Source organism: Vibrio sp. YQ_11 (assembly GCF_043103065.1).
Lineage (GTDB): Bacteria > Pseudomonadota > Gammaproteobacteria > Enterobacterales > Vibrionaceae > Vibrio > Vibrio parahaemolyticus.
On the sequence record NZ_JBICJM010000053.1, the window covers coordinates 53387 to 68313 of the forward strand.

The 14927-nt window shown below is 47.0% G+C and carries 13 protein-coding genes; 5 read left to right on the top strand and 8 right to left on the bottom strand.

Translation table 11 applies throughout. The annotated features are described in order from the left end of the window. Nucleotides 1-415 precede the first annotated feature (415 nt). The 4 genes from epmA to ACF8EG_RS25050 all read left to right on the top strand — a co-directional run bounded on the left by epmA (nucleotide 416) and on the right by ACF8EG_RS25050 (nucleotide 3532). Nucleotides 416-1387: an elongation factor P--(R)-beta-lysine ligase gene (gene epmA, locus ACF8EG_RS25035; RefSeq protein WP_005381485.1), complete on the top strand. Its 972-nt coding sequence runs from the start codon at nucleotides 416-418 to the stop codon at nucleotides 1385-1387. 9 nt (nucleotides 1388-1396) lie between these two features. After that, nucleotides 1397-1771 (top strand): VanZ family protein, encoded by a 375-nt coding sequence (locus ACF8EG_RS25040; RefSeq protein WP_069507449.1) that lies wholly within the window; start codon nucleotides 1397-1399, stop codon nucleotides 1769-1771. 21 nt (nucleotides 1772-1792) lie between these two features. Beyond that, nucleotides 1793-2428, top strand: coding sequence for a TetR/AcrR family transcriptional regulator (locus ACF8EG_RS25045; RefSeq protein WP_005456944.1), 636 nt, complete (start codon nucleotides 1793-1795; stop codon nucleotides 2426-2428). A 147-nt stretch (nucleotides 2429-2575) separates the two neighbouring features. Then, on the top strand, nucleotides 2576-3532 hold the full coding sequence (locus ACF8EG_RS25050; RefSeq protein ID WP_069507450.1) for an acetyltransferase: 957 nt from the start codon (nucleotides 2576-2578) through the stop codon (nucleotides 3530-3532). Between the two features lie 76 nt (nucleotides 3533-3608). On the opposite strand, the gene ACF8EG_RS25055 is transcribed toward ACF8EG_RS25050, so the two are convergent. From ACF8EG_RS25055 to ACF8EG_RS25075, 5 genes are all read right to left on the bottom strand, one after another. Further along, complete coding sequence (locus ACF8EG_RS25055) at nucleotides 3609-4754, bottom strand: murein hydrolase activator EnvC (protein ID WP_005456946.1); 1146 nt, start codon at nucleotides 4752-4754, stop codon at nucleotides 3609-3611. A 26-nt stretch (nucleotides 4755-4780) separates the two neighbouring features. Further along, entirely contained in the window at nucleotides 4781-5602 is an 822-nt protein-coding gene (gene cysE / locus ACF8EG_RS25060) for a serine O-acetyltransferase (RefSeq protein ID WP_005496472.1), read from the bottom strand. A gap of 78 nt (nucleotides 5603-5680) precedes the next feature. After that, complete coding sequence (gpsA, locus tag ACF8EG_RS25065) at nucleotides 5681-6718, bottom strand: NAD(P)H-dependent glycerol-3-phosphate dehydrogenase (RefSeq protein ID WP_005496473.1); 1038 nt, start codon at nucleotides 6716-6718, stop codon at nucleotides 5681-5683. Nucleotides 6719-6914: 196 nt separating this feature from the next. Further along, a complete protein-coding gene (gene secB / locus ACF8EG_RS25070; protein ID WP_005456911.1) occupies nucleotides 6915-7379 on the bottom strand; it encodes a protein-export chaperone SecB in 465 nt (154 codons plus the stop codon). A gap of 224 nt (nucleotides 7380-7603) precedes the next feature. Then, nucleotides 7604-8038 (bottom strand): rhodanese-like domain-containing protein, encoded by a 435-nt coding sequence (locus ACF8EG_RS25075; protein WP_005381472.1) that lies wholly within the window; start codon nucleotides 8036-8038, stop codon nucleotides 7604-7606. A gap of 548 nt (nucleotides 8039-8586) precedes the next feature. Between ACF8EG_RS25075 and gpmM the strand changes: the two genes are divergently transcribed. After that, nucleotides 8587-10119 carry a 2,3-bisphosphoglycerate-independent phosphoglycerate mutase gene (gene gpmM, locus ACF8EG_RS25080; RefSeq protein WP_005456931.1) on the top strand — a complete coding sequence of 511 codons (1533 nt, stop codon included), beginning with the start codon at nucleotides 8587-8589 and terminating at the stop codon, nucleotides 10117-10119. 82 nt (nucleotides 10120-10201) lie between these two features. On the opposite strand, the gene ACF8EG_RS25085 is transcribed toward gpmM, so the two are convergent. The 3 genes from ACF8EG_RS25085 to ACF8EG_RS25095 form a co-directional block, all read right to left on the bottom strand. Then, nucleotides 10202-11089, bottom strand: a complete 888-nt coding sequence (locus ACF8EG_RS25085; RefSeq protein ID WP_005482188.1) for a DMT family transporter — start codon at nucleotides 11087-11089, stop codon at nucleotides 10202-10204. A 156-nt stretch (nucleotides 11090-11245) separates the two neighbouring features. After that, nucleotides 11246-13126, bottom strand: a complete 1881-nt coding sequence (locus ACF8EG_RS25090; RefSeq protein ID WP_025795653.1) for a methyl-accepting chemotaxis protein — start codon at nucleotides 13124-13126, stop codon at nucleotides 11246-11248. 266 nt (nucleotides 13127-13392) lie between these two features. Continuing rightward, nucleotides 13393-14808, bottom strand: coding sequence for a DASS family sodium-coupled anion symporter (locus ACF8EG_RS25095; RefSeq protein WP_025795655.1), 1416 nt, complete (start codon nucleotides 14806-14808; stop codon nucleotides 13393-13395). Nucleotides 14809-14927: the final 119 nt, after the last annotated feature.

A 14927-nucleotide genomic window follows, 5' to 3' on the forward strand; every position in this document is an offset into this window, starting at 1 on the left:
CGGAAATCCGCTTGTTATTGTGATTGCGAGGCGCTCTTTAAAAAGAACCCCCCAAAAGTAGTAGGGTTAGTGTAGATGAGCCACATGGCAGAAAAATTGATGTAATTGGGTTTTTGCTTCGGTAATGCACTTAAGGGCATAGAATTTATAGGTTATGTGACTGCTATCACGGCACGAAACATTTGAAACTCAAACGTCATATCCATGAATGTTAAATGAGTGTTGCCCGACATTGCTGTCATTGATAACAGGTTTTATTTCGAATGCTTTTTGTACTGCAGCACGAGTATTGCTTGCTTCAAATTTAAACAATGTGGCGGGAAAATAGAGAAGGGAAATTCCCCTCTCGTCGAACCGTGAAAAGCATGTAGAATGGGGTTTTTACGCGCTAAATTAGAGTTTTGAGAGACTTATTATGCAAACCAACTGGCAACCTACCGCTTCCATTGACCAACTGCGTCAACGTGCGACGTTAATCGCGTCGATTCGCCAATTCTTCGCTGATCGACAGGTGATGGAAGTCGACACGCCAGCCATGAGTCACGCGACCGTGACCGACATTCATTTGCATACTTTCCAAACCGAGTTTGTTGGCCCCGGTTACGCTGATGGCAGTAAGCTGTTCTTTATGACCAGTCCAGAATTCCATATGAAGCGCCTTTTGGCAGCGGGCAGTGGTTGTATTTATCAAATCAATAAAGCGTTTCGTAACGAAGAAAATGGTCGATACCACAACCCCGAGTTTACGATGTTGGAGTGGTATCGCGTTGGCTTTGACCATCATAAATTGATGGATGAAATGGATGACCTGTTGCAACTAGTATTGAAGTGTGGCGCAGCGCAGCGCATGACGTATCAACAAGCCTTCATTGATGTGTTGGGTGTGTGTCCACTAGAAGGCTCGATGACTGAGCTGAAAGCGGCGGCAAGCAAGCTGGGCTTGAGTGACATTGCTGAGCCAGAAGAAGATCGCGATACGTTGCTGCAACTGTTATTTAGCGTGGGAGTAGAAAACAAAATTGGTCAGGATGTGCCGGCTTTTGTGTACGACTTCCCTGCGTCACAGGCGGCGCTCGCAAAAATCAATCCTCAAGATCATCGCGTCGCGGATCGTTTTGAAGTGTACTTTAAGGGGATAGAGTTGGCGAACGGATTCCATGAACTGGACAATCCGAAAGAGCAATTAGCGCGCTTTGAACAAGATAACGCAAAGCGTATCGAAATGGGTTTAAAACCGCAGCCGATCGATTATCATCTGATTTCTGCACTGGAAGCAGGGTTGCCAGACTGTGCAGGTGTCGCGCTGGGTATTGATCGTTTGATCATGCTGGCGCTAGGCTGTGACCACATTGATCAAGTCACGGCCTTTCCATTTCCAATCGCATAAGGATATCCAATGAACTTGACGGCTGCACGTTTCGTCATCTTGAGCTACGCCATATTGATCGCTTTTTTATCTCTGAGTTCAGGTGAACTACAAGACTGGGGCAATATCGCGTACCTCGACAAAATGCAGCACGCCATGGCGTACAGCGGCTTTGCGTTTTTAGGTTGCTTTTGCGTGTGGCGTTGGCGCCAACGTTGGGCGGTGGCGATGGGTATTTTGCTATTTAGCGCCGTCATTGAGTGGCTACAAGGCTATGTCGGCAGACAAACCTCTTGGTTAGACCTTGTCGCCAACTCGACAGGCATCTTAACTGGTCTGTTATGTTACCGTATTTGGAGCCTCTATCGACCTAGGTTGGTGAAGCCGCTATACTCGATTCGTTAATGAAGAGGGAATACGATAACAATGAAAACGCGCGACAAAATCGTCTACGCGGCACTGGAGTTGTTCAACCAACATGGTGAGCGCAACATCACCACCAATCACATTGCCGATCACATCGAAATTAGCCCTGGTAATCTGTATTACCACTTCCGCAATAAGCAAGAAATCGTTCGTGAGATCTTTGCGCTTTATTCAGCAGAACTTTTAGAAAGATTTACCCCTATTCAAGGCTCGCAAGAGAGCCTGACTATGCTGAAGAGCTACCTAGACTCTATTTTTACCTTGATGTGGAAATACCGCTTTTTCTACGCAAACCTACCAGAAATCTTGTCACGAGATGAACAGCTGCACGAGCAGTACATCGATGTGCAAGAGAAGCTGCAAGCCAACCTCATTGCGATTATGCAGGAGTTTGTTTCTTTGAAGTTGCTGGATGTGAATGAACAGCAGTTGAAATCATTGGTGTGCACGCTGCATTTGATCGCTTGTAGTTGGTTAGCTTACCAATCTGCAATGGCATCGAAAACCAGCATTACCGAGCAAATGGTGAAGCAGGGGATGCTGCAGATGCTGAATGTTGTGAAACCTGTCGCGACTGAACAAGGTTTGGAGCAACTACAGCTATTGGAAGAAGCGGTCAGCACACTGCAGGGCTGATCGGTCACTTGCTTCAATATTTCGAGAGTCACTCTCATTTTCGAGTCGCGCCTTGAGTTGACTTGTCATACTTGCTACGCACAATAAGACGACTATCTCCCTCGATTAGTTCAAGGGATTGACTCTCGATAAAGGAACTATCGCTCAATGAATTACGACATCTTCAATGGTGATGCAGACGGCATCATCGCACTTCTACAACTGCGTTTGGCTGACCCTATCGATTCCCAATTAATTACCGGCGTAAAGCGCGATATTAAGCTGGTGGAAAAAGTGGACGTGCAAGCGGGTGATGAGCTGACTGTGTTAGACATTTCGATGGAAAAGAACATGGCTGGTTTAGAGCAAGCATTGGCTCAAGGCGCGCACGTGTTTTACGCCGATCACCACAAAGCTGGTGACATTCCTCAACATGGTAATTTGGACGCCAATATCGATCTTGACGCTAATATGTGTACCGCTTTGATTGTCGATAAGTTGCTGGAAGGACGCTTTCATACTTGGGCGATCACCGCTGCTTACGGTGATAACTTGATTGCTAAAGCGGATACGCTGGCGGATCAAGCCGGACTTAATAACGAGCAAAAAGCGCAGTTAAAAGAGCTCGGTACATTAATCAACTACAACGGTTATGGCTCGAAAGTCGACGACCTTCATTTCCATCCTGCGGATTTATACCGAGCATTGGTCCAATATATTTCGCCATTCGAAGTCATTGAAGATAAAGCCTCGCCTTACTATCAATTGCAATCAGCTTACCAACAAGACATGGATGCCGCGCAAGCGGTACCAGCCACATATGAAAGCGACACATTGAAGTTGTTTGAGCTACCAAACACGGCTGCATCACGTCGAATCAGCGGTGTGTATGGCAACTGGCTGGCAAACCAAAATCCAGACTCTGCGCATGCGGTACTCACAGAAAACGCAGATGGTACTTACACAGTTTCACTCCGTGCACCATTGAACAATAAACAAGGTGCTGTTGCCGTGTGTGGGCAGTTCCCGACAGGTGGTGGGCGAGAGGCGGCTGCAGGTATTAATGCCTTACGCAAAGAAGATGTGAATGCATTTATTGATGCGGTAGAAACGTACTACGCATAGCATTTTCCAAAATATGAATACAACAAAGGAGCCGAGTGGCTCCTTTGTTTTTACTACAAGTAAATAAGTCAGATAATCAGCGCTTTAACCAAGACTTCGGGTTCTGTGCTTCACTATTACGGCGGATTTCGAAATACAGTGATGGTCGGTCTTGACCACCTGTATCACCAGCGAGTGCTATCACTTCGCCTGCGGTGACTTTGTCGCCTTCTTTTTTGGTTAACGCTTGATTGTAGCCGTAAAGCGTCATGTCACCTTTACCGTGATCAAGCAGCACCACTAAACCGTAACCTCTTAAATACTCTGCAAATACGACTGTGCCAGGGTAAACCGCTTTAACTTGTTGACCATAGTTAGCGGAAAGCACCATACCTTTCCAGTTTACTTGTCCGGTTTGACGCGTACCGAAGTTATGTAACACACTGCCTTTTAGTGGCCATGGTAGTTTGCCGCGCTGTTTGCCGAGCCCGTCCATTGGTACTGCATTTCGTTTGGCGGCTTTTGCAATCTCGGCTTTTAGACGGGTTTCATTGCGTTGTAGTTCAGCAAGGTAACGTTTGTCGTTTTTAATGCTGCTCTGAATTTTGTTCAGCGTTTGCTTACGATTCGACTGCGTACTGGCCAGTGCGGTACGCTTTTCTGATTGCTGCTTGAGCAGGGTTTCGATCTGCTCTTTCTCTAGCTCAAGTTGGTTTTTGTTGTGCGCCAACTCTTGAGTGGTCTTGGTGATGGCATCAATCACTTCGGCACGAGCCTTGGCTAAGTGCTGAAAGTATTGGCTAATGCGGTCTTCTTCTACACCTTGATTCAATAAGTGCCCATTCGCTTTCGCTCGCTCGGTCACGTAATACGTTTGCAGCAACTGCTTGAGCTCTTCCTCTTGTGCTTGGCGCTGGGCTTCTTGCAAGGAGATTTTCTCTTCCAGTTTATTGATGTTCTTGTCTGCTTGAGCAAGGTCGGCTTTAGTTTGCTTGATTTCTCGCTCCAGCTTAGAAATGCCAAGCTCTTGGTCTTTGAGCGATTTTTGCAGCTCGTTAAGCTGTTTCTCTTGCGAGGTTAGCGCCTTCTTTTGGCGATTGATTTCGCTGGAAACGCCTTTGAGCTCTTGCTGACTAGCGGCGAAAGAAGAGAGGGGATAGGTGGCAGATAAAGCACAAGTTAATAAAATAGCCGAGCGGAGCACTGGGTGATTTTGTTTTCGCACTTGAGAGTTACCTACCACATTATTGTCAAAGGATCAGAAGACGGTTAAATGCCATCTCCATGGATAAAGCTTTGTGATTTACCGTTAAAGCCTTGGTCCATATCGAGAGACGGTTTGTCTGTTTTTGGTCGACCGACGATTTTTGCGGGTACGCCCGCCACGGTCGTGTGCGGTGGCACCGCTTGCAATACTACGGAGCAAGAGCCGATTTTCGCCCCTTCGCCCACTTCGATATTACCAAGAATTTTGGCACCTGCACCAATCATCACGCCTTCACGGATTTTCGGGTGACGATCGCCGCACTCTTTACCTGTACCACCTAGGGTGACGTCTTGTAGGATCGACACATCGTTATCAACCACCGCTGTTTCACCGATCACGATGCCCGTCGCATGGTCGAGCATGATGCCGCTACCAATACGTGCTGCTGGGTGAATGTCTACCTGACACGCCACAGAAATTTGGTTTTGCAAATACGTCGCGAGGGCATGACGGCCTTGTTTCCACAACCAGTTTGCCACGCGATAGCCTTGCAGCGCGTGGTAACCTTTCAAATATAATAATGGCATTGAGTACATGGAAACAGCAGGGTCGCGGTTGACCGTCGCACAAATGTCACACGCAGCAAAATCCGTGATGGTAGGGTCTGCGGCAAATGCCTCTTCGACCACTTCACGAACGGCCATTGCTGGCATCGACGCCGTGTTTAATTTGTTGGCCAAAATGTAACTCAGTGCCGCACACAAACTTTCATGCTTGATGATGGTAGCGTGGTAAAAGCTCGCCAACATAGGCTCTTGCTCTGACATTTCACGGGCTTCTGAGACAATTTTGTTCCAGACTTTTTGTTTTTCGCAGTGTTTCATTCTCAATATCCTGAGTGGTTCTTCCGTGACCCGACAACTTCTATTCTTCTCAGATGAGGTGCGAAGGTGCGTAGAGTGCTACTTTCCTTCGGCTTTTTTGTCACGAGCAAGTAAATCTTGCGCTGCCAGGCGTGCATCTTTTCCTTGATACAATACTTGATAAATTTGGTCAACAATCGGCATCTCAACGCCCATGCGTTGGGAGAGCATCCATACTTCTTTCGTGTTGCGGTAGCCTTCTACGACTTGACCAATTTCTTCTTGTGCCGTGTCAACGTCTTTACCTTGACCGAGAGCTAAACCAAAGCGGCGGTTACGTGACTGGTTGTCAGTACACGTAAGAACCAAGTCACCTAAACCAGCCATACCCATGAAGGTTTCTGGTTTGGCACCAAGTGCAGCGCCAAGGCGGCTCATTTCAGCCAAGCCTCGGGTAATCAACGCAGTACGTGCGTTTGCACCAAAACCGATGCCGTCTGACATACCTGCGCCAATTGCGATAACGTTTTTCACTGCACCGCCAAGTTGCATGCCGATGAAGTCGTTGTTCGCGTACACGCGGAAGGTTTTGCTACAGTGGATTTTCTCTTGCAGATCCGCCACGAACTCTGCATCTGGAGAGGCAACGGAAATCGCAGTTGGTAGACCCATCGCGAGCTCTTTCGCGAACGTTGGGCCAGATAGAACGGCCAGCGAGTAGTTCTCACCGATGATGTCGTACGCGACGTCTTTGAGCAGTCGGCCAGTTTCAGGTTCAAGACCTTTGGTTGCCCAACAGATACGCGAATCTTCACGCAGGAACGGTTTGCAGCTGTTAAGCACGATGCCAAAGACATGGCTTGGAACCACAACTAACAAGTCACGGCTTGCTTGAACGGCTTTTTCTAAATCCGATTCAATAATCAAGCTTTCTGGGAAATCAACACCTGGTAAAAATGCGTGGTTCGCGCGATCCGCCTCTAAGCGTGCCATGTGCTCTGGCTCGTGCCCCCAAAGGACAACGTTCGCACCATTACGCGCGAGGGAGATCGCTAGAGAAGTACCGTATGAGCCTGCGCCAATTACAGTCATTGCGATGTCTTTACCGTAAGCATTGTTTGTATTTGCTTGTGTCATGCTACCGCCTAATTGTCTTTCTACTAGTAGAATCTAGTTCATAATCACCAGATTTTACGCTCTCTAGGGATTAGGAACTAGGAACTTTTGTCAGAAATAAAAAATGCACATTGCATCGGATGGTAGACGCTATGTGCATTTTCTTCGAGTCGGTGACGAAAGCGCTTATGGCTGTTCGTCACTTATAAAACGTGAATTACGCTTGAGCTTCGCCTTGTTGAGCTTGCTGTTGTAGGTAGTTCATGAATAGCGCGTCGAAGTTAACTGGCGCTAGGTTCAGTTGAGGGAACGTACCTTTAACAACTAGGCTTGAGATAGTTTCACGAGCGTAAGGGAATAGGATGTTCGGGCAGAATGCACCTAGGCAATGTGCTAGTTGACCAGCTTCCATTTGCTCAGCAGTGAAGATACCACCTTGTTGAACTTCACATAGGAACGCAGTTTCTTCTTCGTTCTTCACAGTCACAGTTAGACGTAGAACCACTTCGTAAACGCCTTCACCAAGCTCACGGCTTTGAGTGTCTAGGTCTAGTTTAACGTCTGGGTTCCATTCTTTTTGGAAGATTACTGGAGAGTTTGGCGCTTCGAAAGAAACGTCTTTTAGGAAGATGCGTTGAATTGCGAAGTTTTGTTGTGCTTCTTGAGGTGCTGCTTCAGCCATTTTTTAATCCTTAATAAACATTTGTTGAGTCTAGAAACGCCTAAACTCAGAAATTTGGTTTGTCCTGAGACTAACTGAGCAAATGTACCTTGACTAGATGAAGCGTGTATTACGTGCAAAGCGTCACAACTTAGGGCTTCAACTGCTTTCTATTTGCTCAGTTTTATATCCACGAGGCTTGGCAAAATCGCGTTTAAATGCGTACCTTAGTTTTTGCCACGTTCCTACTTTTTACCACGAACTAAAGGTAGGTTTGCTTCGTTCCATGCAATCAAACCATTCTTAAGTAGGCTAACTTTTTCAAAGCCCGCTTTTACTAGAAGGTTCGCGCTTTCTTGAGCGGTTTGGCCCGTCTTGCATACAACAATGATTGGGTCTGATTTATGGTTTTCAAGGCTACCCAAGTTACCAGCTTTGATGTCTGAAGGTAAAATGTGAAGTGAGTCGGTGATATGACCTTTTTTGAACTCATCTTTTGTGCGGATATCCACAACAACGCCGTTTTCACGGTTCATTAGGTGAGTCAGTTGGTTTACGTTGATTTCTTTGTATGCTGCCGTCGCTGACTTCACGATGTTCATGATAAATGCGACAAGAAGACCTACCCAAACCAAAGATAGAATCATGTTCTGTTGGAAAAATTCAATGTACTCTTGCATGTCTTGAGCTCTTACGCTGTTGGCGGAAAAATAAAGCAGGAGTATAGCGGGGTTAAGCCTCTTAGGCGAGAGGGTTAAAATTTTCTAACGAATAATTGAGATCTCTATAAACTCGCTACGTCCTTGTTGTCGCATCCCTTCTCCTATCCTTATTCATCACTTTTTCCTATCGAAGTAATCGGTCTAAGTGACTTTTGTTTTGCCAAGAAAAGAGAACAATAGAACCTATCCTCAGCCAGTTATGTTGAGCGCTCTAAAAGCAGACCGTTTTGACAGTTTTGTGGCAACGTTGAGAGGCGCGCCATCGAATGTTGGCTTGGGTGTACAAAGCGTATTGGGAATGACTATGCTTGTGGAACACGTTTGTTGGTGACGCTTGGTTGCTCGCTAACTTGTAAGATAGCAACATTAAATCGCAAACATTATTTGATCTTAACCTACAGTTTTGGTTAAAAAGTGTAGTAAAATTACGCTAGTTTTGTTTCAAGGTTAGATAGGGCAGCGAAGCCCTACGCCAAAAGTTACTTAAATTTGATGAGGTCATCACTATGTCAGCTAAGAAGCCACTGGCTCTAGTTATCCTTGACGGTTACGGTTACCGTGAAGACACAGCAAGTAACGCAATTGCGAATGCGAAAACACCAGTAATGGATGCTCTGATTGCGAACAACCCACATACTCTAATCTCTGCTTCAGGCATGGATGTTGGCCTTCCTGATGGTCAAATGGGTAACTCAGAAGTTGGTCACACTAACATTGGCGCAGGTCGCGTTGTATACCAAGATCTAACTCGTATCACTAAATCAATTGCTGATGGTGAGTTCGAACAAACTCCTGCTCTAGTGGAAGCTATCGACGCTGCAGTGAAAGCAGAAAAAGCGGTACACATCATGGGTCTTATGTCTCCAGGTGGCGTACACTCTCACGAAGATCACATCTACGCAGCGGTTGAAATGGCGGCAGCTCGTGGCGCTGAGAAAATCTACCTACACTGTTTCCTAGACGGTCGTGACACACCACCACGCAGTGCAGAAAACTCACTACAACGTTTCCAAGATCTATTCGCGAAACTAGGTAAAGGCCGCGTTGCTTCTCTAGTTGGTCGTTACTACGCAATGGACCGTGACAACAACTGGGAACGTGTACAAGTTGCTTACGATCTACTAACCCAAGCTAAAGCTGAATTCACAGCAGAAACGGCTGTTGCTGGTCTTGAAGCGGCTTACGCTCGTGACGAAAACGACGAGTTCGTGAAAGCAACGGCGATTAAAGCAGAAGGTCAAGAAGACGCAATCATGCAAGACGGTGATGCGGTTATCTTCATGAACTACCGTGCTGACCGTGCACGTCAAATCACACGTGCATTCGTTCCTGGTTTTGACGGTTTTGAGCGCGCAGTATTCCCAGCAATCAACTTCGTGATGCTGACTCAATACGCGGCAGATATCCCTCTAGCAACAGCATTCCCACCAGCGTCTCTAGAAAACACGTACGGTGAATGGCTATCTAAGCAAGGTCAAACTCAGCTACGTATCTCTGAAACAGAGAAATACGCGCACGTTACTTTCTTCTTCAACGGTGGTGTTGAGAACGAATTTGAAGGCGAAGAGCGTCAATTGGTTGCTTCTCCAAAAGTAGCAACTTACGACCTACAACCAGAAATGAGCTCTCCAGAGCTAACTGAGAAATTGGTTGCGGCTATCAAGTCTGGTAAGTACGACACAATCATCTGTAACTACCCTAACGCAGATATGGTTGGTCACACTGGTGTTTACGAAGCGGCTGAAAAAGCGATCGAAGCACTAGACGAAAGCGTAGGCAAAGTAGTTGAAGCAATCAAAGAAGTTGGCGGTCAGCTACTGATCACTGCAGACCACGGTAACGCAGAAATGATGATCGACCCTGAAACTGGCGGCGTTCACACTGCACACACTAACCTACCAGTGCCTCTAATCTACGTCGGTGACAAAGCGGTTGAGTTCAAAGAAGGCGGTAAACTGTCTGACCTTGCACCAACAATGCTTTCTCTAGCGGGTCTAGAAATCCCTGCTGAAATGTCTGGTGATGTGCTAGTTAAGTAATTAACTGACGACCCAGAATGACAAAAGCCCGAGTATAAACTCGGGCTTTTTTGTGTCTGGTAATAAGGACTGGTTTGTAAGATTACTGAACCAAAATCCCCGCACCAATCACCGCTAGAGCCGCGCCCAACCAAGCAAATCGGTTTGGTCGGCGTTTAGTGTAAACCCAGAGCAGCGGTAGCAACATGATTGGCGTGGTTGAAGATAGCAGTGCAACCATACCTACGTTCCCTTCGCGCAGCGCGTAAAGAATTAACGTCATTCCTACGGCCATTGCGAGAAAGCCATTCAACGCCGTAATGCCAAAAACACGCCAAGTAATACGTTGGGTGGAGCGAGCAACTTTTACACCAACGATAAGTAACAAGCAGTGCGCAACGAACGCGCTGATCATTCGAATTGCCGATGCAGCGATTGGGTCGACACTGGTTTGCATGACCGGTTTGGCAATAATGCCACCGAGCGCCTGACATATTGCAGCGGTAAGGCCGAGTGAGACTCCAACCCAAATGTTACCTTTGATTTCCTCGAGCACATTGTTAGTTTGTCCGCGTCGGCCAAAGAATATCGCCATCACCACACCGCTAAACACCAGTGCAGAACCAAGTAGTTCAATGGCCGTCATGCTTTCGCTAAACAGGAAATAACCTAAGATGGTGGAAAACACGGCATGGCAGGAAAACAACAGGCCCGCTTGCCTTGGCCCCATGCGATTCAAACACGCAAACAGTGCGGTGTCGCCAATGAAGATCCCTATCAATCCGGATGCCATCATCGGCGTAATATGTTCCCAAGACACACTTAGCCAACCGCCGGTTATCCACGCCATGGTCGACAAAATTACGGCTGTGCAGCCCATCCGCCAACGACTGTAAGAGAAGGCACCCAGATGCTGCGCAGGAATAACCGAAATCAGGCTGGAAACCGCCCATAAAAAGGCAGCGCACAGAGCAAGCCATTCGTAACCCATGATTGATAGACGTCCTTGTTGAATAGGGTTGAGGGCTTTTAATATGCATGAAATGCCACGAGCAATGCCATCATTTTTTTATTTATTATTGGGAAGTTAAAGGGCTAGATAACATCAATAAAAAAGCAGCTCTGGGAGCTGCTTTTTCGGGGCGGTTTACACTTTAAAGCGACTGATGTTTTCTCGCATGGTGTTCGCTGTGTTGAACATTCTGCGTGCGCCTTCACTGCTTTTCAGTGATTGCTCAGCAATGACATCTGCATCGTCTTTGATGCCTTGAGTATTGCGGCTGATGTCTTCACTTACCGCTCGCTGCTCTTCTGCTGCGCTCGCAATCTGCATCGCCATATCATTAATCTCAGTGATAGAGTTGGTGATGCTGGTTAGACTGTCGTGCGCTTGCTGTGCGTAATCCACGCTGGTATCTGCCAAGCTAGTGCTGGCTTGCATGCTGTTTACGGCAAGCTTGGTATTGCTTTGCAGCGTTTCAATCATGGTACGGATTTCTTCTGTTGAGCCATGAGTGCGTTGGCTAAGTACACGTACTTCATCTGCTACCACGGCAAATCCGCGTCCTTGTTCACCCGCGCGTGCTGCTTCGATGGCCGCATTGAGAGCGAGCAGGTTGGTTTGCTCAGCAATGCCTTGAATCGTAGACAGGATTTGGTTGATGCTTTGGGTGTTCGCTTCCAGTTCAGAAATTACATTTGCCGCATCACTCACTTGCTCAGCAAGCGACACAATTGCTTCTCGGTTTTTCTGAATAACGCTTTGACCTTCCACACACGCAGATGCGGAGTTTTGGGATGCACTTGCGGTCAATTCTGCATGACTTGCGACTTCTGCAGCGGTTGCCGACATTTCATGAATGGCCGTAGCAATTTGGTTTACGTCATTTTGTTGGTGCTCAACGCGTCCTGCCGCCATGGCTGAGAGTTCATTCGCCTGTTGTGCTTGTTCTGACAACTGCTGACTGTTTTCGACGATGTTTTTTAGCATTGATTGCATCTGAGCAAGGAACTGGTTGACGTGCGTGGCCAGTTCACCAATTTCATCCATGCGTTCAATCTCGATGCGCTGCGTCAAATCACCTTCACCTTGTGACAGTTCAGAGAGTGCATCCGACAAAGTTTGCAGTGGACGTAGTAGGCGAGTGATCACGTAAGTGCTGGTGGCAGCGATGATCAAATACATCACGATTGAAGCAATGGCAGTAAAGGTCACTTGCTCCGAAACGGAGGCAAAAGCCATTTGTTTGTCTTGCACGACGCCCAGAGACCAATCGGTGTTGGGGACTTGAGCAACATAAATCAGTTGGTCGCCTTGTTTTGGCCACGTGATTGTTTCTAGCTTCGCGTGTTGTGCCAAGTTGGCCATTTTATCGCGAGTCAGTTCTGGATTTAACGTGGTGAGCGGTTTCTGGCTGAGCTTTTCATCTTTATAAGCGACGAGATTATTGTTGCCATCCACCAAAAACGCGAAGCCGTTGTTATCCAGTTGGATATTCAATACTTCGCTGATGATGTCTGTGACGGCCAAGTCAGCGGCCAATACGCCTTGTTTGTTTTGGTTAAACGCTTTGGCAAAGCTGACCACAATACTGCCATCAAAGTCTTGGTATGGCTCGGTAATGATCAGCCCAGATTGTGCCATCGCGTCTTGATACCAAGGGCGAGTTCGAGGGTCGTAATCGGATGGCCATGATTCGCTTTTATCGCCGTAGGCAATCGCGCCGTCAGAGAACCCTGCGTAAACAGAGAGAAATTTCCCCGCGCGTTTGGTCAGCAATAACTCGCGATCTGCATCATCAGAACCGGCGATGATTTGTTCGTTAGCCAACATCATATCGCTACGAATTGAGAGCCAATCGCTGATATAACGGTTAGTCGACTCAGAAATATTCTGTATTTCTCGGTTGAGTGTGGATGTGGTTTCTTCGTGAAGTTGATTAACGGAAACCCAAGCTTGAACGCCACTTACGATGGCGATAATGACTGCGATAGCAATCTGGATTTTTAACTTAATGGTATTTCTCATTGTCTAACCTTTATAAACAGACAAAAAGATCAGTGTCACAACGTGTGACTCCAGAGGGTTTAGACGATTCAAGCACAGAGCGTTACATGAAAGGCTTTAGTGAATTTATCGACAGTTAGTGATGAAACTTGAGGCACATGGTGTGATTTTTATTCAGCAATGCAATGTTAAATCTCTATTCATCATGGTGTGCAAAGGGGAACGAAGTCGAGGTAATGGGAATGAAGGGGCTCTGTGAAGGCGTAACCCCTCACAGAGCCAGAACGTTAGAAGAGAATCAACACAGCGCCGTAAACTATAAACAGACCAATTAAGCCAATGATGAGTCCGACTTTCGCCATGTCTTTGCTTTCTATCAAGCCCGTTGAATAAGCTAATGAGTTTGGTGGGGTGGAGACAGGTAAAATCATGCCCAGTGAAGCCGAGAATGCGACCACAACCAGTAAGCCTTGTAAGCCACCGACAGCGGCCAAACTCGGCATGGAAACCCCGATAGCTGCGGCAATTGGCATCAACAAGTTCGCGGTCGCGGTGTTTGACATAAAATTGGCCATCAACCAACACACGATGGAGAGTGCAACCACCACCGCAAATGGAGACAGTGCCTCATAATCAATTGCGTGGGCGAGCGCTTCTGCCAAGCCCGTTTTATCGAGTGCAATACCAATCGCAATACCACCGGCAACCAACCACAATACGTCCCAGTTGATCTGTTTGAGCTCTTCTTTGCCCATGATGCCCGTTAAGGTAAAGACTGCCAGAGGAATAATCGCGACGACGTACGTATTCATGCCATGAGCTTTGGTGGTCATCCACAAGACGATGGTGAGGGCGAAGGTCACGTAAACCACCATTGCGCGCCAGCTCTTTTTGAAAGTGCCATCCAACTTGAGTTTCATTTCTGGCTCGCTCGATGGGAACAGCTTTTGCAGTAAGAACCAAGCGATGGTCAATTGCACTAAGACAAAAGGTAAGCCCATCATCATCCATGAGAGGAAGTCGATGGTGTTTTCTCCAGTGAGATATTGCAGTGCGATGGCGTTCGGTGGCGTACCTATTGGCGTCGCAATACCACCCGTATTGGCGGCTATTGGAATACACAAAACCAGTGCTTTAATGCCTAAGTCACCTTTCGGTGCTGACGCCACAATAGGGCCAAGTAGCGCTAACATCATGACCGTTGTTGCGGTATTGGACATGAACATGGAAAACACCGCGGTGATCAACATCAGCCCGAGCATGATGAATTTGGGCTGGTTGCCAAACGGTTTAAGCAACACGCGAGCGAGGTTGTTGTCGAGCTCATACTTAGAGGCGGCAATCGCTAATGCGAAGCCGCCCATAAAAAGAATAATGATTGGTGACGAAAAGGCAGAGAAGATATCAGTGTAGTTGATCAGCTCACCAAGATCGTGCCCTGGTGGTGGATTGCGAAACAGATGCAAGCCTTTGTCAGAAATCATGATCAGTTCGAGAGCGATAATAAGAATGGACGTAGCAAAAACGGGAACCGGCTCAAGAACCCAAAGTAGGGCAGCAAGAAGAAAAATGGCCAACAAGCGATGCTGAATTAAAGTGAGATCATCAATGGGAATAGCATCTATCGGCATCATCAAAACACCGAGCGGAATTAAAAAACACACCAGCAATTTAGCCAGTGTGCTGACATTCATCTTTGGCATTGGTAGCCCCTCTAAATATTCATCCTAAGCGCAGGATAAATGATTGTGGATTGAGGGTCTTAGAGGCAGGTATGAGTTTGGAGAAGAGAGTCTAAATTTCGAACAGAATTTTGCTTTTC

Excerpts from the sequence above, each read along its gene's own strand:
- epmA (WP_005381485.1), top strand. The coding sequence starts at position 416 with ATGCAAACCAACTGGCAACCTACCGCTTCCATTGACCAACTGCGTCAA.
- ACF8EG_RS25040 (WP_069507449.1), top strand. The coding sequence starts at position 1,397 with ATGAACTTGACGGCTGCACGTTTCGTCATCTTGAGCTACGCCATATTG.
- ACF8EG_RS25045 (WP_005456944.1), top strand. The coding sequence starts at position 1,793 with ATGAAAACGCGCGACAAAATCGTCTACGCGGCACTGGAGTTGTTCAAC.
- ACF8EG_RS25050 (WP_069507450.1), top strand. The coding sequence starts at position 2,576 with ATGAATTACGACATCTTCAATGGTGATGCAGACGGCATCATCGCACTT.
- cysE (WP_005496472.1), bottom strand. The coding sequence starts at position 5,602 with ATGAAACACTGCGAAAAACAAAAAGTCTGGAACAAAATTGTCTCAGAA.
- gpsA (WP_005496473.1), bottom strand. The coding sequence starts at position 6,718 with ATGACACAAGCAAATACAAACAATGCTTACGGTAAAGACATCGCAATG.
- secB (WP_005456911.1), bottom strand. The coding sequence starts at position 7,379 with ATGGCTGAAGCAGCACCTCAAGAAGCACAACAAAACTTCGCAATTCAA.
- ACF8EG_RS25075 (WP_005381472.1), bottom strand. The coding sequence starts at position 8,038 with ATGCAAGAGTACATTGAATTTTTCCAACAGAACATGATTCTATCTTTG.
- gpmM (WP_005456931.1), top strand. The coding sequence starts at position 8,587 with ATGTCAGCTAAGAAGCCACTGGCTCTAGTTATCCTTGACGGTTACGGT.
- ACF8EG_RS25085 (WP_005482188.1), bottom strand. The coding sequence starts at position 11,089 with ATGGGTTACGAATGGCTTGCTCTGTGCGCTGCCTTTTTATGGGCGGTT.
- ACF8EG_RS25090 (WP_025795653.1), bottom strand. The coding sequence starts at position 13,126 with ATGAGAAATACCATTAAGTTAAAAATCCAGATTGCTATCGCAGTCATT.
- ACF8EG_RS25095 (WP_025795655.1), bottom strand. The coding sequence starts at position 14,808 with ATGCCAAAGATGAATGTCAGCACACTGGCTAAATTGCTGGTGTGTTTT.